The sequence below is a fragment of the Caulobacter sp. 05T431 genome (genome assembly GCF_056665975.1).
Window position 1 is genome coordinate 114116 of record NZ_JBFTKU010000014.1, and the last position, 26576, is coordinate 140691.

Consider the following 26576-nt stretch of genomic DNA (forward strand, 5'->3'; position numbering starts at 1 on the left):
TCCTCGTAGGGTTTCCCCGACCCTGGCAAATCCGCGCCCGCGTGGCTGGCGGGATCCGGACCCGGTCGTCTCCTCGCCTATCTGAGCCGCGAGCGACCGGTCGGCGCCAGGCGAAGGCGCTGGATCACGCCGCGCCGCGACACCGCGCCGAAACCGTCGCCCAGCCCGGCGCGCTCGGCCCGGACCAGGTGCTGGGCGTAGGCGGCGGGGTCCGCGAAGCGCCCGATCCAGACCAGCACGGTCTCGCCCTCGCGCACCGGCAGGCGCGGGAAGCTGTTCTCGGCGGCCTCGGTGACCATCCAGCCCGCGACCGACGCGCCGGCGGCCTCCAGGGCCGGCCGGACCTCGCCCTCGAACCGCGCGGCGAAGTCGGGCCCGGGCGGGCCATCGAGGGCCTGGATCGTCACGGCGACCAGGGACGCTGGTCTCAGATCGGTCCCGGCCGGCCGGCGCGGCGGCAGGGCCAGACGCGCGGCCGCCACGGGCGGCGTCAGCAGCAGGACGTCGTCATTGTCGGCCAGGGTGGCGTTGGCGGCCTCGCGATGAGCTTGCCAGACCGGACCGCCGTAGAAGCCCTCCAGCGCCGCCTTGCGGGCCGTCATGCCCTCGAACCCGCGCATCCAGACGAAATGGCCGGGCGCGTCCAGGTCGCGGAACTGGCCCAGCAGGCTCATGCCGCAAGCCTCCTGGCTCTCGATGAACGCGCGCTCGAACAGGTCGATCAGGTCGTCGCGCCGCCCGGGCTTCATCCGGTATTGGCGTAGTTCGACCACGGTCTGGAGCACGCTCACGCCGCGTCCTCCGCCCGCGTGAAGTCCATCACCCAGTTGGCTTCCCAAGTCGCGCCGTCGTCCAGCGAGAAGCTCCGGGTCCAGCGGGCCGAACGCGGGGTGATGTCGGACCAGACGTAGCGGGCGCGGACCAGGCGGCCGTCATCGTCGTCCTCGCCCTCGAACACGCCGACGCCGTCCTGGAAGCCTCCGGTCACCGGCGGCCGCAGGCGTCCCTCCAGGCTGCTGATCCACCAGATCGACCACAGGCCGGTCGCCAGGTCGAAGCTGCGCAGGGAGACGCCCGAGACGCCGCGCTCGGGCATGGCGATCTCCTCGACATTGACCAGCCCGCCCAGGCGCGGTTCGCAGGTCGCCGTGGCGCCGAACCGGTCCCAGTCCTGGGACCCGACATGCCGCTGTTTCAGCTTGCGGTGGGCCACGCGCCAGCGGCCGTGCAGGAAGTCGAAGGCGTGGACGCCGTCGGGCGTCTGGTTGGAGGCGATCATGCTGGGCCCTTCATCGGATGCGATGAAGGCGGTCTAGGCGCGTCTACCTGACACCTATTGTCAGGATTTTCGGCTAGGATCGGAAAATGCGCTCAAGCCGCCTGCTCTCGATCCTGATGTTGCTGCAGACCCGGGGTCGGCTCACCGCCGAGGCCCTGGCCGAGGCGTTCGAGGTCTCGGTGCGCACCATCTATCGCGACATCGACGCGCTCAGCCTGTCGGGCGCGCCGGTCTATGCCGATCGCGGCCCTGGCGGCGGCTTCGCCCTGCTGGACGGCTATCGCACCCGCCTGACCGGCCTGACCGACGCGGAGGCCGAGACCCTGTTCCTGGGCGGCCTGGCGGGACCGGCCGCCCAACTGGGCCTGAGCGAGGCCATGGGCGTGGCCCAGCTGAAGCTGCTGGCCGCCCTCCCCGCCGAGCGCCAGGCCGCCGCCGAGCGGATTTCCAGCCGGTTCCACCTGGATCCGGTCGGCTGGTACCGCGACGCCGAGGAGGCCGCGCGCCTGCCGGCCCTGGCCCAGGCGGTCTGGACCTGCCGGCGGATCGACGTGCGCTACGACAGCTGGAAGGGCGTGGTCGAGCGCTCGCTGTCGCCCCTGGGCCTGATCCTGAAGGGCGGGACCTGGTACCTGGCGGCCCTGGCGGGCGGCGCCGAGCCGCGGGTCTATCGGGTGTCGAACATCCAGACCCTGGTCGTGGGTGACGCTGTGTTCGAACGCCCCGCCGACTTCGACCTGGAAGCCTTCTGGACCGCCTCGACCCAGCGCTTCGAGGCCGAGATCTTCACCGGCGAGGCGCGCCTGCGCCTGACCCGCGCGGGCCTGAAGCGCCTGTCCTATCTGGGCGCGGCCCAGGCCCGGATCGCGGCCGAGGCGCTGGCGGGGCTGGATGGCGAGACCTGCGAGGTCGTTGTGCCGATCGAGTCCGTCGATCACGCGGCCCAGGACTTCCTGCGGCTGGGCGTGGAAGCCGAAGTGCTGGCCCCGCCGGACCTGCGGGCCCAGATGCGGGAAACGGCGGCGCAGCTGGCCGAGCTCTACGACGGGGCCGAGCGTCCCGCGATCGCCCCGCCCAGCGCCTGAGCCAGTCCCTCGGCGTCGCCCGCCGCGACCAGGGTCACCAGGGGACCCGCCGGCAGGCCGCAGGCCGGCGTGCAGACCACGGGGATCCCCGCGCCGAGGGCCCGCAGCAGCAGCCCCGGGCGACGCTCGACGAAGGCGGGCGCGGCGACGCAGGCGACGTCCGACAGGGGATCGGCCCGCGCCGTCTCCACGGCCAGCCCCGACCAGAATCCCGCGGCCTCGGTCGCGCGGCCGGTCAGCCGCAAGGGGCGCTCCAGGCCCGCCGCMGCCCGCCGCATCTCGTAGACGCCGCGCCGGGGCAGGGACGGGCCGGCGAACAGGACGGCCTCGCCGCCTTGCGAGGACGTCGTCGTCGGGATGATCCAGTCGAGGCGCTCGATCCGCGCCTGGAACCGTTCGCCCAGCCTCCGGGCCAGGTCGTGGTGCGGCGTGACGATCCGGTCGGCCTGGTCCAGCGCCGCCTGTTCGCGCGCCACCCGCGTCGGGTCGGCCCGATAGTCGACCAGGGAGGCGCGATCCGGCTCCGCCCGCGCGGCCCGGTCGARGTCTTCCTGCAGCAGGTCCAGCGGCGCGCGATTGGCCAGCACCGTCAATCGCCGCCCGCCCAGTGCGCCGGCGGCGTGCAGGCCGGCCAGCAGGCTCATCGGAGCCACGATCCGTTCGACGTCGGGCGGGAGGCGACGCGCGCAGGCGGCGGCCAGCGCGTCGTCGAAGTCCAGMAGGGCCCTCTGCCGCGCCGCGCCCTGGTCCGCCAGCCGTCGCGATCGCCAGGCCCGCCGCAGGGCGAGCGGCCAATGCTCCACCGGCCGGGCCCCCGCCGCCGACCAGTCGTAGTTGCGCCGTCCGCGCCGTCCTCCGTCGAGCGGCAGGTGCACGACGTCGTCTTCGCCCCAGCGCGCGGCCATCCAGGCGTCGAATTCGGGCCAGACCTCGTCCAGCAGCCAGGCCGTGCGTCCGTGGTGCTCCGCCTCGGCGATGAAGTTGACGCAGTCGGTCCTGGCGCAGGCCAGGCAGTCGGCGGCCGTCGTCGCGCCCACGACCGGCGTGACCGTCGCGGGCGCCGCCGCCGCCGCGGCCTCCCGGGCCCGCAGCCGCACGACCAGGTCGTCGCGCGTCAGCCGCGCCTCCACGACCAGGTCGACCGGCGACGAGAACCGCAGGTCGACATAGTTCCAGAACACCGTGGCGTCGCGGTCCTGCTCGCTCAGCGAATGGGGCACGCGGTGCGAGTGGGCGTGGCGTTCGACGATACGGCAGCCGGCCCGCAGCGCGCTGTCATAGAGGGCGTTGGACAGCTGGCAAAGGCCGCCGCCGATGCTGGCGGTCATGCAGCCTTCGCGCAGTTCTCGACCGGGGGCGTAGCCGCGCCGGGCCGTCGGGCGCGGCACGTGGCGCCAGAAGCTGAACACCGCGCCGGCCGGGATCGCCAGCCCGTCCAGGCGTCGCGCCGCCAGCCGCAGGTTCTGGACCTTGCCGGCGGTCAGCCGTCGTTCCGTGCCGCGCGACCCGTTCCACAGCGAGGTGACGCTTTCGGCCAGCACTGTCGCGTCCGGATCCACCGCGCCCCGCATCAGGCGCGGCGGCGGATCGGCCAGGTCCCGCAGCCCGCGACGCAGGCGCAGCCCGGCGGCGCGCGCCTCGAACCAGGCCTTCGCGGCGCGCGTGCGCCAGTCCACCGTCCGTTGATCGTCCGCCATGCGTCCCCCGACAGGGCGCCACCCTAGGACGCAAAGCCGGCCTTCGGAAGGCGGTCCGATGCAGGTCCGGTCAAGCCTTGGCCAGTTTCACCAGCTGCGACAGGATCTTCTCGGCCGCGTCGAGACGCTGGGCGGGGGTGTCCCACTCGCCCTTGACGACGATCTTCTGGTCGGGACGGGCCTTCCAGATCAGGCTGTTCTTGGCCACGAACTGGACCAGGGCCAGCGGGTTGGCGAACTCGTCGTTGCGGAAGCTGGCGACCGCGCCCTTGGGGCCGACGTCGATCTTGGCGACATTGGCCTCGCGGCACAGGCCCTTGATGGCCACGACCTTCAGCAGGCTGTCGGTTTCGGGCGGCAGCGGGCCGAAGCGGTCGATCAGTTCGGCGGCCAGGGCCTCGCGGTCGGCGGCCTTCTCGGCCTCCGACAGGCGACGATACAGCGACAGGCGCACGTTCAGGTCGGGCACGTAGTCGTCGGGGATCATCACGGCCGCGCCGGTGTTGATCTGCGGCGACCAGCCCCGGTCCTCCAGCAGGGCCTCGGCCCCCTGGCGCTCGCGCAGCTCGGCGACGGCGTCCTCCAGCATCTGCTGGTAGAGCTCGACCCCGATCTCCTTGATGTGGCCGCTCTGCTCGTCGCCCAGCAGGTTGCCGCCGCCGCGCTGATCCAGGTCGTGCGACGCCAGCTGGAAGCCGGCGCCCAGGCTGTCCAGGGACTGCAGCACCTTCAGGCGCTTCTCGGCCGACAGGGTGATCTGCTTCTCGGCCGGCGTGGTCAGATAGGCGTAGGCCCGGGCCTTGGAGCGGCCGACCCGGCCCCGGATCTGGTAGAGCTGGGCCAGGCCGAACATGTCGGCGCGGTGGACGATCAGGGTGTTGGCGGACGGGATGTCGAGCCCGCTTTCGACGATCGTCGTCGCCAGGAGCACGTCGTACTGGCCCTCGTAGAAGGCCGTCATCACGTCTTCCAGCTGGGTCGGGGCCATCTGGCCGTGGCCGACCACGTACTTCACCTCGGGCACCTGGGTGCGGAGGAACTTCTCGATGTCCTCCAGGTCCTTGATGCGCGGCACCACGTAATAGGCCTGGCCGCCGCGATATTTCTCGCGCAGCAGGGCCTCGCGCAGGGTCACCGGGTCGAAGGGGCTGATGTAGGTGCGCACCGCCAGGCGGTCGACCGGCGGCGTGGCGATGATCGACATTTCCCGAATGCCGCTGAGCGCCATCTGCAGGGTGCGCGGGATCGGCGTGGCGGTCAGGGTCAGCATGTGCACGTCGGCGCGAAGCTCCTTGAGCTTCTCMTTGTGCTTGACCCCGAAGTGCTGCTCCTCGTCGACGATCACCAGGCCCAGGTCCTTGAACGAGACCTGCTTGGAGAGCACCGCGTGGGTGCCGACCACGATCTCGAACTGTCCGTTGGCCAGGCCCTCGCGGGTGTCGGAGGCTTCCTTGCCGGTCACCAGGCGCGACAGGCGGGTGACCTTGACGGGCCAGCCCTGGAAGCGGTCCTTGAAGGTCTTGTAGTGCTGGCGAGCTAGAAGCGTGGTCGGGCAGACCACGGCCACCTGCTTGCCGCTCATGGCCACCACGAAGGCCGCGCGCAGGGCGACCTCGGTCTTGCCGAAGCCCACGTCGCCGCAGATCAGCCGGTCCATCGGCTTGCCCGACGACAGGTCTTCCAAGACGTCATGGATCGCCGACAGCTGGTCGTCCGTCTCCTCGTAGGGGAAGCGGGCGCAGAACTCGTCGAACACGCCGTGCGGCGGGTCGGTCTCCTCGACCGACTTCAGCTGGCGGGCGGCGGCGATCTGGATCAGGCCTTCGGCCATGACCCGCAGGCGTTCTTTCGCCTTCGCCTTGCGTCCCTGCCAAGCCGCGCCGCCCAGCTTGTCCAGCTGGACGTTCTCGCCGTCGGTCCCGTAGCGGGTCAGCAGGTCGATGTTCTCGACCGGCAGGTAGAGCTTGGCCTCGCCGCCGTACAGCAGGTCCAGGCAGTCGTGCGGCGCGCCCTGGACGTCCAGGGTCTTGAGGCCCTCGTAGCGGCCGATGCCGTGGTCGATGTGCACGACCAGGTCGCCGGGCGTCAGGGCGCTGGCCTCGGCCAGGAAGTTGGCGGCGCGGCGCTTCTTGCGCGGCCGGGCCAGGCGGTCGCCCAGGATGTCGGTCTCGGAGATGACCGCCAGGCTGTCGGTCTCGAAGCCGTTGTCCAGCGGCAGGACCACGCGCTGCGGGGTCTTGGGATCGTTGGCCTTCGCGGCCTGCCAGTAGCCGGCGTAGGGGATCTTCTTCAGGCCGTGGTCGGCCAGCATCGTGCCCAGGCGCTCGGACGAGCCCTCGGACCACGAGGCGAACAGCACGCGCTTCCCCTCCCCGGCCAGTTTCCTGGCGTGGTCGGCGGTGGCCTCGAACAGGTTGACGCTGTCCTGGGCCCGTTCGGCGGCGAAGGTGCGGCCCAGCTTGGCTCCCAAATCGACAACGTCGAGCCCTTGCGGCTGAAAGGGCGTGAACTTGCGGTTGGGGCGGTCCTCCAGCGCCTGGTCCCATTCCTGGGCGGTCAGGTAGAGGGCGTGCGGCTCCAGCGGGCGATAGGCCGACTTGCGGTCGGCCGAGGCGCGGGCGTCATAGGCGTCGGCGATCATCGCCAAGCGCTCATCGCGGCTCTCGGCGACCTGGTGGTCCACGCCGACCAGGGCCCCGTCCGGCAGGTAGTCGAACAGGGTCGCCATCCGCTCGTAGAACAGCGGCAGCCAGTGCTCCAGGCCGGCGCGGCGGCCGCCCTCGCTGACCGTGGCGTACAGCGGGTCGTCGCCGGGCGCGCCGAACGCACGGATGTAGCCGTTGCGGAACCGCGCGATGCCGTCCTTGTCCAGCAAGGCCTCGCTGACCGGCAGCAGCTGGATCTCGCGGAGCTGCTTGGTCGAGCGCTGGGTCTCGGGATCGAAGGCGCGGATGCTCTCCAGGGTGTCGCCGAACAGGTCCAGGCGCACCGGCTCCTCGGCGGCCGGCGGATAGACGTCGATGACCCCGCCGCGGATGGCGAACTCGCCGCGTTCCGACACGGTCGAGGCGCGGCTGTAGCCGTTGATGGCGAAATAGCGTTCCAGGTCCGCCACATCGACGGAATTGCCGACCTTGGCCGAATAGCTGGCGCGCAGCAGGACGGCCTTCTCGGGCACGCGCTGCAGCAGGGCCGGCGCGGCCGTGACCAGCATGGCCGGCTTGTCCTTGCCCAGGCCTTCGGCCAGGCGGTGCAAGGTGGCCATGCGCACGGCGGCGACCCCGGCCGAAGGGCCGATGCGGTCGTAAGGCAGGCAGTCCCACGACGGGAACAGCACGGTCTCGATCTCGGGCGCGAAGAACTTCAGGGCGTCGATGAAGGCGCTGGCCCGGGCGGTGTCGCGGGCCACGAAGGCGGTCAGGCCGCCGCGCGCCCGGGCGATGTCGGCCATGACCAGGGCGTCGAAGCCCTCCGGCGCGCCGGCCAGGGTCAGGCCTCCCGAGGCCTTGGCGATCTGTTTGGCGTCGTAGGCCATGGGGACTCTTCGAAGACTGGTCAGCGACAACGTCGCCGGTACTGGTGCTGTTGCTTGAAATCGCCCGCGCGCGGCGCGCTACATCCCGTCCCCGATCGGCCGCGACGCATGAGCTTCGTAGCGGAAGGTCTTGATCAGGTTCAGGACGTCGGTGTCGAACTTGGCCGGGGTCGGTTCCTGGCCGACGATCCAGGCGTAGATCTCGCGATCCGACTCCTCCATCAGCGCTTCGAACCTATCCAGCTGCTCGGAGGTCAGGTTGGGGCCATGGGTGTCCGCGAACGGCCCCAGAATGAGGTCCGCTTCCCGAAATCCGCGATGCCAGGCCCGGAACTTCAGCCGCCGGAGGCGGGAGTCGTGATCGATGGTCATGTGACCGGGGATATAGAGCGCTCCAGGCGTCGGCGCTAGCTACGCTCAGCGATAGACGCCCGTGTAGTCCAGCCGACGGCCGATCGCACATTGGCAATCGCCCAGTTGATCGACTTTCCAAGATCCGTCTCGCCGGATCTGTATGTCGAACCCACTGCCGTCTTGACGCCGATAGCGAGTATTGCCGGCGACCATCTTGGCCACGAACATCTCCGCGCCCTCGAAGACACCCTGCCCGGCCCAGTCATCCGGCATCGGATCCGGCGGAAATCCAAGGACGATGTCGAACTTGAAGACGCGCCAACCGTCGCCCAAATCGCGGCTCCAGATATTGGCGCGCAGGGCATGGTCGCGAAAACGGAGGCTTCGGCCGTGTGAAAGCGGAAAAGGCGCGTTCGAAACGATTTCGTCGAGCCGGCCCTGGTAGGCGTTTCGTACGCACCAAGCCTGTTGGCACTTCTCCAGCTCGTGCCGAAGATCGTCTTCACTTCCGATGGAATCCCACTCGGCGATGCTTCGCTGATCAACGAAGGTCTTGAAGGCGGCGCGTTCCAGGGCCGCCAGCGCCGGATCGGCGCAGACCCATGCCTCGACCTGCTTCGGGATGGCTCGGCCCGCCAGGTAGCGGTCATGGCAGCTCGTCGGCGTGACCGCCGCGGCTGGTCGGGCGGCAAGGCCGGCGAGCGACACCGCAGCCACCGTCACCGCCACCGTCAGATATCGCTTCACGGACTCTTCCAGGCAGGATGGGGACCCAAGCTTCAGTAGGACACGGGATGTACGTCGGTCGCAACCCTTGATACGCCCTGCCCAGACGGCGTACGGCCGAGTCGCGAAGGTAGCCGACGGCCATGGCCTCGCTGATGATCCAGGGCTGCGGTTCGGACGTGGGCAAGTCGACCCTGGTGGCGGGCTTGTGCCGGCTGTTCGCCAATCGCGGCCTCGTGGTGCGGCCGTTCAAGCCGCAGAACATGTCCAACAACGCGGCGGTCACCGCCGACGGCGGCGAGATCGGCCGGGCCCAGGCCCTGCAGGCGATCGCTTGCCGCACGCCGCCGACCGTCCAGATGAACCCGGTGCTGCTCAAGCCGCAGAGCGACGTCGGCGCCCAGGTCGTGGTGCTGGGCAAGGTGGCGGGCAACTACAAGGCGCGGGCCTTCCAGGGGCTGAAGCCCGACCTGCTGGCCACCACCGTCCAGGCCTATCGCCAGCTGGCCGCCGAGGCCGACCTGGTGCTGGTCGAGGGCGCGGGCAGTCCGGCCGAGACCAACCTGCGGGCGGGCGACATCGCCAACATGGGCTTCGCCCACGCCGCCGATGTGCCGGTGGCCCTGGTCGGCGACATCGACCGGGGCCATGTGATCGCCGCCCTGGCCGGGGCGCACCTGGTGCTGGACGCGGCTGATCGCGACCGCATCAAGGGCTTCATCATCAACAAGTTCCGCGGCGATCCTTCGCTGTTCGATGAAGGCCGGCGCGAGATCGTCGCCCGCACCGGCTGGCCGGACCTGGGCATGGCGCCGTGGCTGGCCCCGGCCCGCGCCCTGCCCGCCGAGGACGCGGTGGTGCTGGAGCGGCCCGTCCGCGCCGACGGCGACAAGCGCGTGCGGATCGTCGTGCCGATGCTGTCACGGATCGCCAATTTCGACGAGTTCGACCCGCTGCGGGCCGATCCCGACATCGACTTCGCCTTCCTGCCGCCCGGAACGCCCGTGCCCKGCGACGCCGACCTGGTGATCCTGCCCGGAACCAAGGCCACCCTGGCCGACCTGGCCTTCCTGCGCGCCCAGGGCTGGGACATCGACATCCTGGCCCATGTGCGGCGCGGCGGCCGGGTGCTGGGGGTGTGCGGCGGCTACCAGATGCTGGGCCGGACGGTGTCGGACCCCGAGGGGATCGAGGGCGCGCCGGGCTCGGCGGCGGGGCTGGGCCTGTTGGATGTCGAGACCGTGCTGCTGGGCGACAAGGTGCTGCGGGCCGCGACCGGCCGGCTGCTCGACGGCGACGCGGCGTTTTCGGGCTACGAGATGCATGTCGGCCGCACGACGGGTCCGGGAACGGCCAGCCCGATGCTGGCCTTCGACGGCGGCGCGGTCGATGGCGCGGTCTCGCCCGACGGCCGGGTGGCCGGCGCCTATGTCCACGGCCTGTTCGAGCGCGGCGAGGCCCGGGCCGCGCTGCTGGCCCCACTGGGCGTGGCGGTCACGCCGCGCGACCACGCCGCCCGGGTGGACGCGGCCCTGGACGAGATCGCGGCGATGCTGGAGCGATCGCTGGATATCGAGGCGATCGCGCGGATCGCTGGGCTGTAGCGACTTCGCCGCCCCCCACGACCGTCATCCTCGGACTTGTTCCGAGGACTCCTGTTTCAGCCGCGAAGAAGATGATCCGTGAAGCGGGGCGATCACGGCTGGACTTTCAAGCGACAACACAGCCGATCGAGGGGGCCTCGGAACAAGTCCGAGGATGACGGTGAAAGGGGACGTCGGGCGCGAGGCCAACGGTTTCGATAGCCCCACCCCATCCGACGCGCGAGGATGCTTCCGACGATTCCCGCGAGGCCCCGCCGCATGACAGCCCGCCCCCTCTCCGCCCTGCGCGCCTTCCTCAAGAGCGAGTCCGCCGGCGGCCTGCTGCTGATGGGTTCGGCCGCCTTGGCCCTGGTCGTGGCCAATTCCCCGCTGGCGCAGGACTATTTCCACGCCCTGCATGTCGAGATTCTAGGTCTATCGTTGAGCCATTGGGTCAATGACGGCCTGATGGCGGTGTTCTTCCTGCTGGTCGGGCTGGAGATCAAGCGCGAGGTGGTCGACGGCGAGCTGTCCAGCTGGTCGCGGCGCGTGCTGCCGGGCGTGGCGGCGCTGGGCGGGATGCTGGTCCCGGCCCTGATCTATGTGGCGGTCAATCTGCAGGCGCCGGCCAACCTGCGCGGCTGGGCGATCCCGGCCGCCACCGACATCGCCTTCGCCCTGGGGGTGCTGTCGCTGCTGGGATCGCGCGTCMCGGGCTCGCTGAAGGTCTTCCTGGCCGCCCTGGCGATCATCGACGACCTGGGCGCCATCCTGATCATCGCGATTTTCTACACCGACCACCTGACCCTCTGGGCCCTGGGCGGGGCCGCGGCGACCCTGGCGATCCTGGTGGCGATGAACCGCCTGAGGGTGATGAGCCTCTGGCCCTATCTGCTTGTCGGCGCTGGACTTTGGGTCTTCTTCCTGAAGTCCGGCGTGCACGCCACCCTGGCCGGGGTGATCCTGGCCATGACCATCCCGATCACCAAGTCCCCGTCCCGTCCCGACGACGAGCATTCGCCCCTCCATCGCCTGGAGCACGCGCTCAATCCCTGGGTCGCCTATCTGGTGGTGCCGGTATTCGGCTTCGCGAACGCCGGCGTCGCCCTGGGCAAGGTGGGGCTGGCCGAGTTGACCGCTCCCGCCACCCTGGGCGCCGAGCTGGGCCTGTTCCTGGGCAAGCCGATCGGCGTGGGCCTGTTCTGCCTGGCCGCCATCAAGCTGGGTTGGGCCAAGCGGCCCAGCGGCGCGTCCTGGGCGCAGATGTTCGGCGTCTCGGCCCTCTGCGGCATCGGCTTCACCATGAGCCTGTTCATCAACAATCTGGCGTTCGACGCCCCGATCCTGCAGGCCGAGACCAAGATCGGCGTGCTGGCGGGCTCGCTGCTGTCGGCCCTTCTGGGCTGGCTGGTCTTCAGCCTGGCGCCGCGCCCCCGCGATCCCCACATCTCCAGCGAAGCCTGAATCGGAGCCCGTCATGCGCGCCGTCCTCGTCTCCCCCCTCCTCGCCGCCTTGGCGCTGGGCGCGGCCCTCGCCGCCCCCTTGGCCGCCCTCGCCGCTCCGGCCGTCTCGTCGGTGCGCGTCTCCATCGGTCCGGGCCTGGCCGAGAAGGCCGGCGAACTCGGCGACCGCGACCTCGACTCCCTGGCCGCCGACCTGCGGCGGACGATCGAGCGGCGGCTGCCCTCGGCCCGCGACGGCGGCGTCCTGACCCTGGTCATCGACGACGCCCGCCCCAACCGGCCCACGGCCCAGCAACTGCTGACCACCCAGGGCCTGTCGATGGAGAGCTTCGGCAACGGCGGCGCGACGATCAGCGGCGACTATGTGGACGCGGCCGGCCAGCGCACACCGATCGCCTACAGCTGGTACGGCGACGACATCCGCTGGGCGCGGCACAGCTCGACCTGGCACGACGCCGAGGACGCTTTCGACCGCCTCGCGCGCCGTCTGGCCAAGGACCAGTTCGGCGACGCGCGTTGAAACGCGCGTTTCCATGCCCCCTTGCCAGTCGTCCCGACACGGCGTCTGATCGCTGTTCATAAACGCGGGGCCAACCCGTAGTCGGCGAGGAACGCATGACGGAACGGCGCTCATCCTGGACCCTCGCGGCCTTCGCCGCGCCCTGCCTGCCCCTGGCCGCCCTGGGCCTGCCCCTGGTGGTCTACCTGCCCGAATACTACGTCAGCGAGCTTGGCCTTTCGCTTTCGGTCGTCGGCTCGGCTTTCCTGCTGGTGCGGGTCGCCGACATCATCCTGGACCCGATCCTGGGCGGCATGATGGACCGCACTCGCACCGGCATCGGCCGGTTCCGGCCCTGGCTGGCCGCCGCCGCGCCCGTGCTGATGCTGGCGGCGTACTTCCTGTTCATGGCCAAGCCCGGGATCGGACCGCTCTACCTCTGGGGCTGGCTGGTCGTCTGCTATGTCGGCTATTCGATGGCTGTGCTGTCCCACACCGCCTGGGGCGCAGTGCTGTCGCCCGACTACCAGCAGCGCTCGCACGTCTACGGCTGGTGGAGCGCGGGCAATGTGGTGGGGATGATCCTGGTCCTGCTGCTGCCGCCGATCCTGGCCATGATCTACAAGGGCAACCACGCGGCCGGCGTCCAGGCGATGGGCTGGTTCATCATCGCCCTGCTGCCGCTGACCTTCCTGCTGGCCCTGAAGGTGGTGGGCGAAACCAATGTGCCGCCGGTCAAGCACGAGGCCGGCCTCCGGCAATATGTCGACCTGCTCAAGCGTCCGTCGGTGCGGACGCTGCTGTTCGCCGATCTGCTGATGGGCCTGGCGCCGGGCATCACGGGGGCGCTGTTCTTCTTCTTCTTCGAGCGCATCAAGGGCTTCGACAAGGCCTCGGCCGGCATCCTGCTGCTGATCTATTTCGTCGCCGCCCTGGGCGGATCGCCGATCTGGCCGGCCCTGGCCAAGAAGATCGGCAAGCACCGGGCCCTGGCCATCGCCGCCGTGATCTACGCCTTCGTGCAGGTGGTGACGGTGTTCACGCCAAGGTACGACGGCGGGTCGCCGCTCAGCCCGCCGATGCTGTTGGGCATGGTGATCCTGATCCTGGCCGGCCTGCCCTATTCCGCGGCTCCGCTGCTGGTGCGCTCGATGATGGCCGACCTGGGCGATGAGGAGCGGCTGGCCAGCGGCGTGGACCGCACCGGCCTGCTCTACGCCATCGTCAACGGCACGGTGAAGCTGGGTTACGCCCTGGCGGTCGGCGTGTTCCTGGTGCTGGCGCAGTTGGGTTTCGACCCCAAGGTTCCCAGCGCCCAGGGCGACACGGCCCTGATCGTTCTCTACGCGGTGGCGCCGGCGGCGCTGGGCCTGCTGGTGTGCGCCGTCATCCTGCGCTATCCGCTGGACGCGACCGCCCATGCCGAGATCCGCCGTCAGCTTGACGCGCGGGACGCGGCCGAGCCCCTCCCCAGTCCGAGTCCGGAACCGCATGTCGCCCCTCTCGCCAGCCCCAAACCCGCCGCTGAATGATCCCCGGGAGAAGGACCAGCACCCGCTCTTCACCCTGATCGACATCATGGCGAAACTGCGCGATCCCGACGGCGGCTGCCCGTGGGACCTGGAGCAGACCTTCGCCACCGTCGCGCCCTACACGGTCGAGGAGGCCTACGAGGTCGCCGACGCCATCGAGCGGAACGACCTGTCCGACCTGAAGGAGGAGCTGGGCGACCTGCTGCTGCAGGTGGTGTTCCATTCGCGCATGGCGGAGGAGCAAGGGGTGTTCGACTTGGCCGGCGTGGCCTCGGCGATCAACGACAAGATGGTCCGCCGTCACCCGCACGTGTTCGGCGACCACGCCTATGACGACCTCGACGCCCAGGTTGCCGGCTGGGAGGCGCTGAAGGCCCAGGAGCGCCAGGCCAAGAAAAAGGGCGGCGTGCTGGACGACGTGCCGGCCGGCCTCCCCGCCATGACCCGCGCCGTCAAGCTGACCAAGCGCGCGGCCCGCGTCGGCTTCGACTGGCCCTCKACCGACGAGGTGCTGGACAAGCTGGCCGAGGAAGTGGCCGAGCTGAAGGTCGAGATCGCCGCCGGCGACAGGGCCAAGGCGCGCGAGGAGCTGGGCGACCTGCTGTTCGTGGTCGCCAACCTGGCCCGCAAGCTGGACGTCGAGCCGGAGGACGCCCTGCGCGCCACCAACGCCAAGTTCGCCCGCCGCTTCGCCTTCATCGAGGCCGAACTGGCCAAGGACGGCCGCACGCCCGACCAGTCGGACCTGGCCGAGATGGACGGCCTGTGGAACGCGGCCAAGGCGGCGGAGAAGAGATAACCTTCTCCCTCTGGGAGAGGGGTTTAAAACGCCGGCCAGTCGTCCAACGAGTCGATCTCGCGCCACGCCCGCACGCAGGCGTTCACCGGGTCCTTGCCGATGAAGATCGCCGCCTCGGCCCAGCGGCGGCGCAGCAGGCCGACCAGCGGCTTGCCGCCCTGGTTGATCCACCGGCGCATCTCGTCGGGCACGGCGGTCTTCTCGCCGGCGTTCAGCTTGCGCAGCAGGGTCGAGGTGCGCAGCGCCCCGTCGCCGAGATTGTAGGTCCACGAGATCAGGGCCGCGGCCTCGTGGGCCAGCAGCGGGGTGCGCACCCGGGCGTGGACGTCCAGGGCCGCGCGCTTCATGTCGCGCATCAGCAGCTTGACCGCCTGGGCTTCGGTGATCGCCGGGGTCGAGGGCGTGACGGGCTTGCCGGCCGCGTCGCGGATCGTGCCGTAGCCGATCGTCCAGGTGCCGCCCGGCAGCGCGCCGTTGTCGTCATAGGGCCGGGCGAAGAAGCCCTCCACCCGCTTGACGACCGTGGTCGCGGCCTCCGGCACCGTCACGCCGTCCCAGGGATCGTTGTTGGCCATCGCTCGCGCTCCGAATGTGGAGGTCGAGTGTTCACCCGTCGGGCGAGCGCGGCAAGGCGCGAACGGTCAGTCGCCGGTCGCCATGATCCAGACTTGCGGGAACTGGCGTTCGAACCGGCCCAGGGCCTGGGCGTCGAGGCGCGCGATCAGGCGCACGCCGCCGTCGGTCTCGTCCTCGCGGCTTTCGACCCGGCCGTTGCGATAGATCCAGGCCAGGGCCTCGCCGTCCGAAGCGGCCAGGCGCACGGCCACCGGCGGGGTGTCGTCGATCAGGCCGCCGACCCGACGCAGCAGCTCGGCGCAGCCCTCGCCGGTGACGGCCGAGACCGGTGATGCGCCCTGGCGCCGGGCCTGGCCCTCGAGGATCTCGCGGGACTCGCCGTCGACCAGGTCGATCTTGTTCCAGACCTCGATCAGGGTCTTGCCGTCCTCGGCCTCGCCGTCGTCGCCCAGCACCTTCAGTTCGGCCAGAACCTTCTGGACGTCGCGGGCCTGGGCGTCGGTGTCGGGATTGGCCACGTCGCGCACGTGCAGCACCACGTCGGCTTCTTGCACCTCCTCGAGGGTGGCGCGGAAGGCCTCGACCAGCTCATGCGGCAGGTCGGAGATGAAGCCGACGGTGTCGGACAGGATCGCCGGCCGGCCGTCGGGCAGCTTCACGGTGCGCAGCGTCGGGTCCAGGGTGGCGAACAGCATGTCCTGGGCCACGACCGTGGCGTTGGTCAGGCGGTTGAACAGGGTCGACTTGCCGGCGTTGGTGTAGCCGACCAGGGCCACCGTCGGGTACGGGACCTTCTTGCGCGCCGAGCGGTGCAGGGTGCGGGTGCGCCGCACCTCCTCCAGCTCGCGCTTGAGCTTGCCGATCGTGCCGGCGATCAGGCGACGGTCCAGTTCGATCTGGGTTTCGCCGGGGCCGCCGGTCGAGCCGGTGCCGCCGCGCTGACGTTCCAGGTGGGTCCAGGTGCGGACCAGGCGCGAGCGCTCGTAGTCGAGCCTGGCCAGCTCGACCTGCAGCTTGCCCTCGCGGGTGCGGGCCCGGCGGGCGAAGATCTCGAGGATCAGGCCCGTGCGGTCGATGACCTTGACGCCCAGGCCGCGCTCGAGATTGCGCTGCTGGACCGGGGTCAGCTGGTCGTCGAAGACGGCGACGTCGATCTTCTCGACCTCGCAGATGGCCTTCAGCTCGTCGACCTTGCCGCTGCCGAACAGGGTGGCGGGCGTGACCTGGCGCAGGGGCGCGACCATGGTCTCGACGACGTCGAGATCCAGGGCGATCGCCAGGCCGACGGCTTCCTCGAGACGCGCGTTGGGGTCACGCGCCTCGATGGCCGCCTGGCCGCGCGTCGGGCGCACGGGATGGATCACGAACGCCCGGAAGATCGGGGCGGCGTGGTCGATGGATTTCGTAGTGGACTTAGTCAAATCCTAGGGATCAATCGTCTTGATCAGCGCTGGGCTCGTACAGCTGCACGGGCTGGGCCGGCATGATCGTCGAAATGGCGTGCTTGTAGACCAGCTGGGACTGGCCGTCGCGGCGAAGCAGGACGCAGAAATTGTCGAACCAGCTGACGACACCCTGCAGCTTCACGCCGTTCACCAGGAAGATGGTCAGCGGCGTCTTCGACTTGCGCACGCTGTTCAGGAAGGTGTCCTGAAGGTTTTGTTTTTTCTCGGTCGACATGGGGATTCCCCTCTTATTGTTTCGGAGGGCCACACGCCCCCCACACAAACAAGTTCAGACTAAAGCATTTTTCGCCGGTTGGTATGACCAATCGGCGAAGAAAATGCGCTAAGGCGTGTAAACCTAGACTATCGTCCTAGATCGCCGCCGCCTTGGCGCGCTCGATATAGAGACGCCGAAGCCGCGTCGCCACCGGTCCGGGCTTGCCGTCGCCGATTTGCGCGCCGTCGACGCTGACGATCGGCAGCACCAGGGTGCCCGCGCCGGTGATGAAGGCCTCCTTGGCGGCCTTGGCCTCCTCGACCGTGAACGGCTGCTCGGCGACCGGCAGGCCGGCCTCGGCGATCACCTCCAGCAGGCTGGAGCGGGTGATGCCGCGCAGGATGTTGGCCTGGGTGTCGCGGGTGCGCAGGCGCCCTTCGGCGTCGACGATCCAGGCGTTGGACGAGGCGCCTTCGGTGACCAGGCCCAGGTCGTCGACGAACCAGGCCTCGACCGCGCCGCGCTCGCGCGCCGCCTGCTTGGCCAGGGCGTTGGGCAGCAGGCCGATCGACTTGATGTCGCAGCGACCCCAGCGGTTCTCCGGCACGGTGATCACCGACTGGCCCTTGGCGGCCTTGGCCTCGGCGGCCACACGGTCCACACGCTTGGCGGTGACCACCACCGAGGGCGGCACGGCCGGATTGGGGAAGGCGTGGTCCCGCGGGGCGGTCCCGCGGGTGACCTGCAGATAGACCATGCCGTCGCTCACCTTGTTGCGACGGATGGCTTCCCGCAGCACCACGGTCAGGGCTTTCTCGGTCATCGGATGAGCGATCTTCAGCTCGTCCAAGCTGCGCCACAGGCGCGTGAAGTGGCCGGCCGCATCGGCCAGCTTGCCGCCGAACACCGCCCACACCTCGTAGACGCCGTCGGCCAGCTGGTAGCCCCGGTCCTCGATATGCACCGTGGCGTCGCCATGGCGGACAAAGCGGCCGTTGACGTAGGCGAAACGCGACATGGTTCAGGTCCTCTGCGCGGTCTCTCGCGCGCTCATATTGATCCGCTCATTCCGGCGAATGCCCGGACCCAGATCCTATGACTGTGCGGATGACTGGAAGAGCTCCGAGCTCTTGGCGTCAGCCTCAAAGCCATTCCATCTGGGTCCCGGCATTCGCCGGGATGAGCGGTTTAGGGGTTACTCTTCCTCTTCGACCCGCGCACCCGCGACGCCGAGAGATTTCAATTTCCGGTGCAGGGCCGAGCGCTCCATGCCGATGAAGTTGGCGGTGCGCGAGATGTTGCCGCCGAACCGCAGGATCTGGGCGTTCAGGTACTCGCGCTCGAACAGCTCGCGCGCCTCGCGCAACGGCAGGGCGATGATGCGTTCAGCCCCGATCGCCCCGGCGTTGCCGCCGGACGGCTGTTCGTTGGCGTTGAGCATCTCGGCGGTGATCAGGTCGCCGGGCTCGCCCGAGGCCAGGATCAGCATCCGCTCGACGTTGTTGCGCAGCTGGCGGACGTTGCCGGGCCAGGCCTGGACCTGCAGGGTCGCCAGGGCGTCCTCGCCCAGTCGTCGGCGCTGCAGGCCRGTGGCCTCGCAGACGCGGTCGACGAAGTAGCTGATCAGCTCCGGGATGTCCTCGCGCCGCTCCGACAGGCCCGGCACGCGCACCGGCACCACGTTCAGGCGGTGGAACAGGTCCTCGCGGAACCGCCCGGCCGCGATCTCGTCGCGCAGTTCGCGCGAGGTCGAGGAGATCACCCGCACGTCGACCTGGACGTCGTTGTCGCCGCCCACCCGGCGGAAGCGCTGCTCGACCAGGACCCGCAGGATGCGGCTCTGGGTCTCGCGCGGCATGTCGGCCACCTCGTCGAGATAGAGCGTGCCGCCGTGGGCGCGTTCGAACACGCCGATCTTGCGCGGGCGACCGCCCTCGCCTTCCTCGCCGAACAGCTCGACGTCCAGGCGCTCGGGCGCCATGCCCGCGGCGCTGACGGCCACGAACTCGTTGCGCGAGCGGCTGCTGGAGCCGTGGATCAGCCGCGCCACCAGTTCTTTGCCCGAGCCCGGAGGGCCCGAGACCAGCACGCGGCTGTTGGCGGGGGCGACCTTGGCGATCAACTGGCGCAGGGCCTGGGCCGCCGCCGACTTGCCCATCAGGCCGTCGGAGCTGAAGCTCTGCACCCGCAGGCGACGGTTCTCGCGCTTGAGGTTGGCCGCCTCCAGGGCTCGCTCGACCACCAGCAGCAGCCGGTCCGACTTGAACGGCTTCTCCAGGAACTCGTAGGCCCCGCGCTTGATGGCGCTGACGGCGGTCTCGATGTTGCCGTGGCCCGAGATCATGATCACCGGCAGATCGGGGTCCAGGGCCTTGACCATGTCGAGCAGCTCCAGCCCGTCCATGCCCCCGCCCTGCATCCAGATGTCCAGCACCAGCAACGCGGGCTTGCGGGCCCGCAAAGCGGCCAGCGCCTGGTCGGAGTCGGCCGCCACCCGCACCGCGTAGCCTTCATCCTCCAGGATGCCGGCCACCAGTTCGCGGATATCGACTTCGTCGTCGACCACAAGCACGTCAGCGCTCATATCATCTCCTCTACGCCCGTCTGGGCGTTGGCGGCGGCGAGCCGCGCGGTCGTGGGGAACTTCAGGATGACCCGGGCGCCGGTTCCGTTCAGCGCGTCGGTCAGGACCAGTTCGCCTTCGTGGTCCTCCATGATCCGCTTGACGATCGCCAGCCCGAGGCCGGTGCCCTTCTCGCGGGTCGTGACATAGGGTTCGGTCAGCCGGTCGCGGTCCTTGGCGGGCAGGCCCACGCCGTTGTCCTCGACGACCAGGCACAGGTGCTCGTCGTCCGAGACCAGGCTGGCGACGATGCGGCCCGGCGGCTCCGGCGAGGCCTGGCGGCGCGCGCCCACGGCTTCACCGGCGTTCTTCAGGATGTTGGTCAGGGCCTGGCCCACCATGCGGGCGTCGCAGCTGATCCAGACGTCCTCGCCCGGCTCCTCGAGCACCACCTCGGTCTCGGCGTCGACGAAGCGCTGGGCGAAGACCGCCTGGCGCAGCATCTCGGTCAGGTCGGCCGGGGCGAAGCGCGGCGCGGGCATCCGGGCGAAGGCCGAGAACTCGTCGACCATCCGGCCGATGTCGCCGACCTGGCGGATGATGGTCTCGGTGCAGCGGTCGAAGGTGTCCAGGTCGCTGGTGATGTCCTTGCGGTACTTGCGACGGATGCGCTCGGCCGACAGCTGGATCGGGGTCAACGGGTTCTTGATCTCGTGGGCGATGCGACGGGCCACGTCCTTCCAGGCGGCGTTGCGCTGGGCGGCCATCAGGCGGGTGATGTCGTCGAAGGTCAGCACCAGGCTCTCGGCCGCGTGGCCGGCCCCGCGGAAGCGCAGCCGACGGGTCTCGCCGCCACGCACCACGTCGATCTCGACCTCGGCGTTGGGACGGCCGCCGCTGATCTCCTGCAGCACGGTCTCCAGTTCGGGCGCGACCTCGACCAGGGGCTGGCCCACGGCGCCCTCGTCCAGGGCCAGCAGGTCGCCGGCCCGGCGGTTCAAGGCGGTGATCCGGCCCTCGGCGTCCAGGCCGACCACGCCGGCGCTGACGCCCGACAGCACGGTCTCGATGAACTGGCGGCGCGACTCGGCGTCCAGGCTGGCCACCTTCAGGGCCGCCTGCTGGGCCTGGAGGTCCGTGGTCATCATGTTGAAGGCCACCGACAGGGCGCGGATCTCGTCGGGCCCGATCTCGACGTCCACCCGGGCGTCCAGGTCGCCGGCCGAGACGCGGCCGGCGGCCTGCACCAGGCCGGAGACCGGCGCGGCGATCGAGTTGGCGGCGGCGATGCCCACCCAGACGGCGGCCACCAGCACCAGCAGCGCGGTCTCGATGTAGCTGAGGCCGAAGATCACCTGGATCCGCGCCTGGTTCTTGGCCGCCTCGCGGTACGAGATCAGCGACGCCTCGGACTCGATCAGGTGGGCCAGGATGCCCTTGTCGATCGGCCGGGCGACATAGAGATAGGCGTCCGGGAAGGCCTTCAGGCGATACAGCGCCCGGAACAGGTCCTCGTCGACGAAGCGCTGCGAAGTGATGTCGCCGGTGTCGGTCCGGCGGAAACTGGACGGCGGCGGGGCCAGGAACGGCGGGGCGCTGTCGCTCTCGGCGCGGGCCAGGATCCGGCCGTCGCGATCCAGCACATAGGCGGCCGAGAACCCGTTCTCGTCCATGTGCTCCTTCATGTAGTGGCCGAAGGCGACCGGCGAATCGGCCAGGGTCGGGGCGGCCTGGTTCAGGACGCCGGCCATCGGCCCGACGTGCTGGCTRATATATTCGGTCTGCTCGCTGACATAGGACCGCGCCACGGTGGCCGAGTTCTCGACCACGGTGCGCACCCGTTCGCTGAACCAGGCGTCGACCCCGCGGTTGACCAGCACCCCGAAGAACAGGGCCACGATCACCGCCGGCGCCACGGCGGCCACCGAGAACAGGCCCACGAAGCGCAGGTGCAGGCGCGCGCCGGCGTCGCTGGCCCGGGCGTCGACCAGGTCCAGCAGCCGCCAGCCGACGATGCCGGCGATGCAGAGGATCAGGGCCAGGTTGAAGCCCAGCACGACCAGGATGACGGTGGTGGCCGGTCCGATCGGCCCGGTGGCCGGGGGCGACGAGGCCAGGAAGACAGCCGTGGCGGTCAGGGCGATCGCCACCCCGTAGGCGCCGCCGAGCGTGAAGCGCGAGCGCAACAGCTCTCGCCACCAGGCCCGGCTGAACCGGGTCGGCGGTCCTTCAAGCTCCAGCACGGATGGAACGGACGCCATTGACCAAGTTTAAGGTGGACTGTGCCCCAAACTCAACAGGTATGTGCCAATTCGGCGTCAGGCTTGGCGGTAGAATAGGTTCACTTGCACGCGAACCCCTCCGTCCGGCCCGAAATCGGGACGGAGGGGCGCATCGGCGGGACTTTAGCGCCGCCCGCGCGTCATCTCGACGCCCAGGTCCTGGATCTTCTTGCGCAGGGTGTTGCGGTTGAGTCCCAGGATCTCGGCGGCCCGCACCTGGTTGCCGCGCGTCGCCGACAGGGTCAGCTGGATCAGCGGGCGCTCCACCTCCTGCAGCACGCGGTCGTAGAGGCCGGCGGCCGGCACGCCGTCGGGCTGGTCGGCGAAGTGCGACGACAGGTGACGCTCGACCAGGCTGGCCAGGGTGACCGGGCCCTCGTCCGCATGGGCGGCTGGGGTGTGGTCCTGCAGTTCGCGGTCGACGATGCGGGCGGTGATCAGCTCCTCGGCGTAGAGGGCGCACATCCGCCGGATCAGGTTCTCCAGCTCGCGCACGTTGCCGGGCCAGGCATGGCTCTTCATGCGGTCCAGGGCGCTCTGGTCGATGGTCTTCGCGGGAAGGCCTTCGCGGGCGGCGCGCAGCAGGAAGGTGCGGGCCAGGTCCGGGATGTCTTCGGTGCGGTCGCGCAGCGGCGGCAGGCGGACGGGCGCGACGTTCAGGCGGAAGAACAGGTCCTCGCGGAACAGGCCCTGGTTGATCAGGCCGCGCAAGTCGCGGTTGGTGGCGGCGATGATCCGAACGTTGGGGCGGCGGCCGGTCTTGGGATTGAGCACCGGCTCGGTGCCGTCGATCACCCGCAGCAGGCGCGTCTGGGCGTCCAGCGGCATGTCGCCGATCTCGTCCAGGAACAGGGTGCCGCCGTCGGCCTCGATCAGGCGGCCGTTGTCGCCGTCGCCCCGGCCGAACAGCTCGGCCTCGACCCGCTCGCGCGGCACAGCGGCCAGGTTGATGACCACGAACTTGCCGTCGCGACGGCGACCCAGCTCGTGCAGGGCGCGGGCCACCAGCTCCTTGCCGGTGCCGCTCTCGCCCAGGATCAGCACCGTCAGGTCGGCGCCGACCAGGCGGGCGATGGTGCGGTAGACCTCCTGCATCGGGGCCGAGCGGCCGATCAGCGGCAGGCGCTCGTCGCGCATGGCTCGGGCCTGGGCCTTGGACGCCTCGGCGTCGGCTGGCCGCGACAGGGCCCGGCGGGCGGCGGCGGTGACATCGTCCAGGTCGAACGGCTTGGAGACGTATTCGAACGCGCCCGCGTCGGCGGCGTTGACGGCCGTCAGCAAGGTGTTCTGGGCGCTCATCACGATGATCGGCRGCTTGGGCCGTTCCTTGCGGATGCGCGGCAGCACGTCGAAGACGTTCTCGTCGGGCATCATGACGTCGGTGACGACCAGGTCGCCCTCCCCGTCCATCACCCACTTCAGCAGGGTCGTGGCGTTGCCCGTCGCCCGCACCTGATAGCCCAGCCGGGTGAAGGCCTGGCTGAGCACCAGCCGCACCGAGCTGTCGTCGTCGGCGATCAGGATCTTCTTGCTGGCGGCGTTCATGCGTGGGCGTCTCCAGTGGAGGGGGCAAGCTTCTCGGAAGCCATCGGCAGCAGCACGCGGAACACGGTGCGGCCGGGCTCGGAGTCGAAGTCGATAAGGCCGCCGTGGCTGGTCACCAGCTTGGTGACCAGGGCCAGGCCCAGGCCGGTGCCGTTGGCCTTGGTGGTGACGAACGGCTGGAACAGGTGGTCGCGCAGGCTCTGCGGCACGCCGGGACCGTTGTCCTGCACGCGGATCTCGATCGGCGCGCCGGCCGCGGCCTTGCCGTCGGCCCCGCGCACCCGCACACCGGGGCGCCAGGCGGTGTGGATGGACAGCATGCCCTGGCCGTCGCCGCGCGAATGGGCGGCCTCGGCGGCGTTCTTCACCAGGTTCAGGAACACCTGGATCAGGTGGTCCTCGTCGCCCCAGACGTCGGGCAGCGACGGGTCGTAGTGCTCGCGCAGGACCAGGCCGTCGGCCACGCCGTTGACCACMAGAGCCCGCACCCGGTCCAGCACCTGGTGGATGTTGACGGCCTCGCGCGGTCCCGGGACCTGGTCGGAGAAGGCCTCCATGCGGTCCACCAGGCGGCGGATGCGGTCGGTCTCGTCCATGACCAGCTGGGCCAGGGGCTGGTCGGCGGCGCTGGCGCCGGTCTTCAGCAGCTGGGCCGCGCCCCGGATGCCGGCCAGCGGGTTCTTGATCTCGTGGGCTAGCATGCGGCCCAGGCCCACCACCGAGCGCAGGCCGGCGGCGTCGGTGGCCCGCTCGACGCCCAGCACGCCCTTGACGTGCAGGGTCAGCATCACCGAGCCGTCGCCCAGCGGCGCGGCGGCGCCGTCGGCCTCGAACGGCGGCTGGCCGAACAGATTGACCTCGACCCCGTGCTCGCGGACCAGGGCCCCTTCGAACAGGGCGCGGTCCATCATCGAGACCAGCACCGAACCGGGCGGCAGGGCGGCGCGGAAGCGGCCACGGGCCAGCAGGGACAGGCCCTGGCCGAACAGGGCCTCGGCGGCCTCGTTGACCGCCACCAGCGCGCCGTCGCGGTCGATCACCAGGGCGGGCTCGGGGCTGAGGTCGAAGGCCGCGATCTTCAGGCTGTCGGAGACCTTGGTCGGAGCCATGCGGGCGTGATCTGTCATGCCGCCAGCCTCCGGTCGCCCAGCCACAGGGCCGCCAGGCCGTCCTCGACGGCGGACGGATCGTCCAGCCGGCACAGGGCGGCGCGGGCGGCGCGGCGCGCCTCTTCGCTGTCGGGCCACGGCGCGGCCTCGATGTACGAGGCCAGGTGCTTGCGGAACATCTTCAGGCCCAGGCTCTGGCCGTAGAAGTCGAGGCTGCGGCGGAAATGGGTGACGGCGATGGCCAGGCGTTCCTCGGCGTCCGGCTCGCGGAAGCCCTCGCCGCGCAGCGCCGCCTCGATCGCCTGGGCGATCCAGGGGCGGCCATAGACGCCCCGGCCGATCATCACGCCGTCGGCGCCGGACTGGTCCAAGGCCGTCCGGGCGGTGTCGCCGTCGACGATGTCGCCGTTGACCAGGACCGGCACGCCGACCGCCGCCTTGACGGCCGCCACGGCCTCCCAGTCGGCCTGGCCCTTGTAGAACTGACAGCGGGTGCGGCCGTGGACGGTGATCGCCTGCGCCCCGGCGTCGACCGCCCGGCGGGCGATGTCGGCGGCGTTGCGGCTGTCGTCGTCCCAGCCCAGGCGCATCTTGACGGTGACGGGCACGTCGACGGCCTCGACGGCGGCGGCGACCAGGGCCTCGGCCAGGTCMGGCTCGCGCATCAGGGCCGAGCCCGAGGCCGCGCCTTTAGTGACTTCCTTGGCCGGGCAGCCGAAGTTCAGGTCGATGATCTGGGCCCCCGCGTCGGCGGCCATCCTGGCGCCCTGGGCCATGTAGTCGGGATCGCGTCCGACCAGTTGGACCACCATCAGCGGCAGGCCCTCGCCGACGGCGGCGCGGCGCACGACGTCGGGCCGCCCCTTCGCGAATTCCGCGCAGGCCACCATCTCGGTCGCCACATAGGCCGCGCCGAGGCGGGTGGCGGTTTCCCTGAAGGGCAGATCGGAAACGCCTGTCATCGGCGCGATCCACACACGCCCGGGCACCTCGACCTTGCCGACTGCGAGACTGTTGCTCATTTTATATGCATCCCCACCGCACTGTTTTTAGGCAATTTGTGCGGCGCCGTAAAGGCTCTTCTCTGGACAAGTTTCGGTGCGCGGCTAAACAGCCACAATGACCTTCTCCGCCGTCATCGTCGCCGCTGGTTCCGGTACCCGGGCCGGCCCCGGCCAGGCCAAGCAATGGCGCGTCCTGGCGGGCAAGACCGTCCTGCGATGGTCCGTGGAAGCCCTGTTGGCCGGCGGCGCGCAAAAGCTCGTGATCGTGGCCGATCCCGAGGCGCGCTCGACGCTGGATGCGGCCCTGGACGGCCTGTCGGGCTGGACCACGACCGCCGGCGGCGCGACTCGCGCCCTTTCGGTCCGGGCGGGCCTGGCCGCCCTCGCCGACCGTCCCGCCGACGAACCGGTGCTGATCCACGACGCCGCCCGCCCGTTCCTCGGCGCCGCAACAATCGTCTCGGTGCTGAAGGCGCTGGCCGACGCCGACGGCGCGATTCCGGCCCTGCCGGTCGCCGATACGCTGAAAAGCGGGGCGCTGGATTCGAGCGTCGTCACAAAACCGCGCAATGACTTGTGGCGGGCCCAGACCCCCCAGGCGTTCCGCCGCGACCGCCTGCTGGCCGCCTACGCCGCGTGGACGGGTCCGGACGAACCCACCGACGACAGCCAGGTGGTCGAACGCCATGGCGGCCGTGTCGTGGTGGTCCCCGGCGACCCCATGCTGATGAAACTGACCTATCCGGAGGACTTCGCCTTGGCTGAGCTGATTGGGGCCGAGACGTTGGCGGGCCGCGCACGCATCACCCGCATGGGCCAGGGCTTCGACGCCCACCGCTGGGGTCCGGGCGAGTCGGTCTGGCTGTGCGGCGTCGAGATCGCCCACAGCGAGACCCTGATCGGCCATTCCGACGCCGACGCGGGCCTGCACGCCCTGACGGACGCCATCCTGGGCGCGATCGGCGAAGGCGACATCGGCGACCATTTCCCGCCCACCGATCCGCAATGGAAGGGCGCGGCTTCGGACAAGTTCCTGATCCATGCCGTCAATCTGGTCCGCCAACGCGGCGGAAGTCTGGTCAATGTCGACGTGACGCTGATCTGCGAACGGCCCAAGATCAAACCGCACCGCGCGGCCATGCGCGAGCGCCTGGCCCAGATCCTGGACCTGCCGCTGGACCGGGTCAGCGTCAAGGCGACCACCACCGAGGGCATGGGCTTCACTGGCCGCGGCGAAGGCCTGGCGGCCCAGGCCATCGCCGTGGTCGAGACGCCGGCCTAG

General features: G+C 70.3%; 22 protein-coding genes. 7 read left to right on the forward strand and 15 right to left on the reverse strand.

The window, feature by feature from the left end:
• Nucleotides 1–77: 77 nt before the first annotated feature.
• Both AC1U89_RS14425 and AC1U89_RS14430 read right to left on the reverse strand, forming a co-directional pair.
• Nucleotides 78–791, reverse strand: coding sequence for an NIPSNAP family protein (locus AC1U89_RS14425; protein ID WP_479900381.1), 714 nt, complete (start codon nt 789–791; stop codon nt 78–80).
• The gene (locus AC1U89_RS14430; protein ID WP_479900382.1) at nt 788–1279 is read right to left on the reverse strand and encodes a DUF1579 domain-containing protein; all 492 of its coding nucleotides are present in this window, start codon (nt 1277–1279) and stop codon (nt 788–790) included. The genes AC1U89_RS14425 and AC1U89_RS14430 overlap by 4 nt, the downstream gene beginning before the upstream one ends.
• Before the next feature lie 86 nt (nt 1280–1365).
• On the opposite strand from AC1U89_RS14430, the gene AC1U89_RS14435 reads away from it, so the two are divergent.
• Nucleotides 1366–2364, forward strand: coding sequence for a helix-turn-helix transcriptional regulator (locus tag AC1U89_RS14435; protein ID WP_479900383.1), 999 nt, complete (start codon nt 1366–1368; stop codon nt 2362–2364).
• Here AC1U89_RS14435 and AC1U89_RS14440 read toward each other — a convergent pair.
• The 4 genes from AC1U89_RS14440 to AC1U89_RS14455 form a co-directional block, all read right to left on the reverse strand.
• The gene (locus AC1U89_RS14440) at nt 2319–4061 is read right to left on the reverse strand and encodes a VanW family protein (protein ID WP_479900384.1); all 1743 of its coding nucleotides are present in this window, start codon (nt 4059–4061) and stop codon (nt 2319–2321) included. The genes AC1U89_RS14435 and AC1U89_RS14440 overlap by 46 nt on opposite strands.
• A 70-nt stretch (nt 4062–4131) precedes the next feature.
• A complete protein-coding gene (gene mfd, locus AC1U89_RS14445; RefSeq protein WP_479900385.1) occupies nt 4132–7596 on the reverse strand; it encodes a transcription-repair coupling factor in 3465 nt (1154 codons plus the stop codon).
• A 78-nt stretch (nt 7597–7674) separates the two neighbouring features.
• Complete coding sequence (locus tag AC1U89_RS14450; RefSeq protein ID WP_479900386.1) at nt 7675–7968, reverse strand: FAD assembly factor SdhE; 294 nt, start codon at nt 7966–7968, stop codon at nt 7675–7677.
• A 45-nt stretch (nt 7969–8013) separates the two neighbouring features.
• Entirely contained in the window at nt 8014–8697 is a 684-nt protein-coding gene (locus AC1U89_RS14455) for a lysozyme inhibitor LprI family protein (protein WP_479900387.1), read from the reverse strand.
• Nucleotides 8698–8819: 122 nt separating this feature from the next.
• On the opposite strand from AC1U89_RS14455, the gene AC1U89_RS14460 reads away from it, so the two are divergent.
• From AC1U89_RS14460 to mazG, 5 genes are all read left to right on the forward strand, one after another.
• Nucleotides 8820–10280 carry a cobyric acid synthase gene (locus AC1U89_RS14460; RefSeq protein WP_479900388.1) on the forward strand — a complete coding sequence of 487 codons (1461 nt, stop codon included), beginning with the start codon at nt 8820–8822 and terminating at the stop codon, nt 10278–10280.
• Between the two features lie 258 nt (nt 10281–10538).
• Nucleotides 10539–11723: a Na+/H+ antiporter NhaA gene (nhaA, locus tag AC1U89_RS14465; RefSeq protein WP_479900389.1), complete on the forward strand. Its 1185-nt coding sequence runs from the start codon at nt 10539–10541 to the stop codon at nt 11721–11723.
• 13 nt (nt 11724–11736) lie between these two features.
• Entirely contained in the window at nt 11737–12243 is a 507-nt protein-coding gene (locus AC1U89_RS14470) for a DUF3313 domain-containing protein (RefSeq protein WP_479900390.1), read from the forward strand.
• A gap of 95 nt (nt 12244–12338) precedes the next feature.
• Nucleotides 12339–13754, forward strand: a complete 1416-nt coding sequence (locus AC1U89_RS14475; RefSeq protein ID WP_479900391.1) for an MFS transporter — start codon at nt 12339–12341, stop codon at nt 13752–13754.
• Entirely contained in the window at nt 13714–14553 is an 840-nt protein-coding gene (gene mazG, locus AC1U89_RS14480; protein WP_479900392.1) for a nucleoside triphosphate pyrophosphohydrolase, read from the forward strand. Before AC1U89_RS14475 ends, mazG begins: the two co-directional genes overlap by 41 nt.
• A 23-nt stretch (nt 14554–14576) precedes the next feature.
• On the opposite strand, the gene AC1U89_RS14485 is transcribed toward mazG, so the two are convergent.
• The 9 genes from AC1U89_RS14485 to dusB form a co-directional block, all read right to left on the reverse strand.
• A complete protein-coding gene (locus AC1U89_RS14485; protein ID WP_479900393.1) occupies nt 14577–15128 on the reverse strand; it encodes a lysozyme in 552 nt (183 codons plus the stop codon).
• Nucleotides 15129–15194: 66 nt separating this feature from the next.
• A complete protein-coding gene (hflX, locus tag AC1U89_RS14490; RefSeq protein WP_479900394.1) occupies nt 15195–16550 on the reverse strand; it encodes a GTPase HflX in 1356 nt (451 codons plus the stop codon).
• A gap of 10 nt (nt 16551–16560) precedes the next feature.
• Nucleotides 16561–16809: an RNA chaperone Hfq gene (gene hfq, locus AC1U89_RS14495; protein ID WP_012286640.1), complete on the reverse strand. Its 249-nt coding sequence runs from the start codon at nt 16807–16809 to the stop codon at nt 16561–16563.
• Nucleotides 16810–16945: 136 nt separating this feature from the next.
• Complete coding sequence (locus AC1U89_RS14500; RefSeq protein ID WP_479900395.1) at nt 16946–17809, reverse strand: D-amino-acid transaminase; 864 nt, start codon at nt 17807–17809, stop codon at nt 16946–16948.
• Nucleotides 17810–17986: 177 nt separating this feature from the next.
• Nucleotides 17987–19375, reverse strand: coding sequence for a nitrogen assimilation response regulator NtrX (gene ntrX, locus AC1U89_RS14505; protein WP_479900396.1), 1389 nt, complete (start codon nt 19373–19375; stop codon nt 17987–17989).
• Nucleotides 19372–21615, reverse strand: coding sequence for a sensor histidine kinase NtrY-like (locus tag AC1U89_RS14510; RefSeq protein WP_479900397.1), 2244 nt, complete (start codon nt 21613–21615; stop codon nt 19372–19374). Before AC1U89_RS14510 ends, ntrX begins: the two co-directional genes overlap by 4 nt.
• Before the next feature lie 144 nt (nt 21616–21759).
• A complete protein-coding gene (locus AC1U89_RS14515) occupies nt 21760–23181 on the reverse strand; it encodes a sigma 54-interacting transcriptional regulator (RefSeq protein ID WP_479900398.1) in 1422 nt (473 codons plus the stop codon).
• Nucleotides 23178–24308: a two-component system sensor histidine kinase NtrB gene (locus AC1U89_RS14520; protein ID WP_479900399.1), complete on the reverse strand. Its 1131-nt coding sequence runs from the start codon at nt 24306–24308 to the stop codon at nt 23178–23180. The genes AC1U89_RS14515 and AC1U89_RS14520 overlap by 4 nt, the downstream gene beginning before the upstream one ends.
• Complete coding sequence (gene dusB, locus AC1U89_RS14525) at nt 24305–25312, reverse strand: tRNA dihydrouridine synthase DusB (protein WP_479900400.1); 1008 nt, start codon at nt 25310–25312, stop codon at nt 24305–24307. Before dusB ends, AC1U89_RS14520 begins: the two co-directional genes overlap by 4 nt.
• Before the next feature lie 97 nt (nt 25313–25409).
• On the opposite strand from dusB, the gene AC1U89_RS14530 reads away from it, so the two are divergent.
• Nucleotides 25410–26576: a bifunctional 2-C-methyl-D-erythritol 4-phosphate cytidylyltransferase/2-C-methyl-D-erythritol 2,4-cyclodiphosphate synthase gene (locus AC1U89_RS14530; protein ID WP_479900401.1), complete on the forward strand. Its 1167-nt coding sequence runs from the start codon at nt 25410–25412 to the stop codon at nt 26574–26576.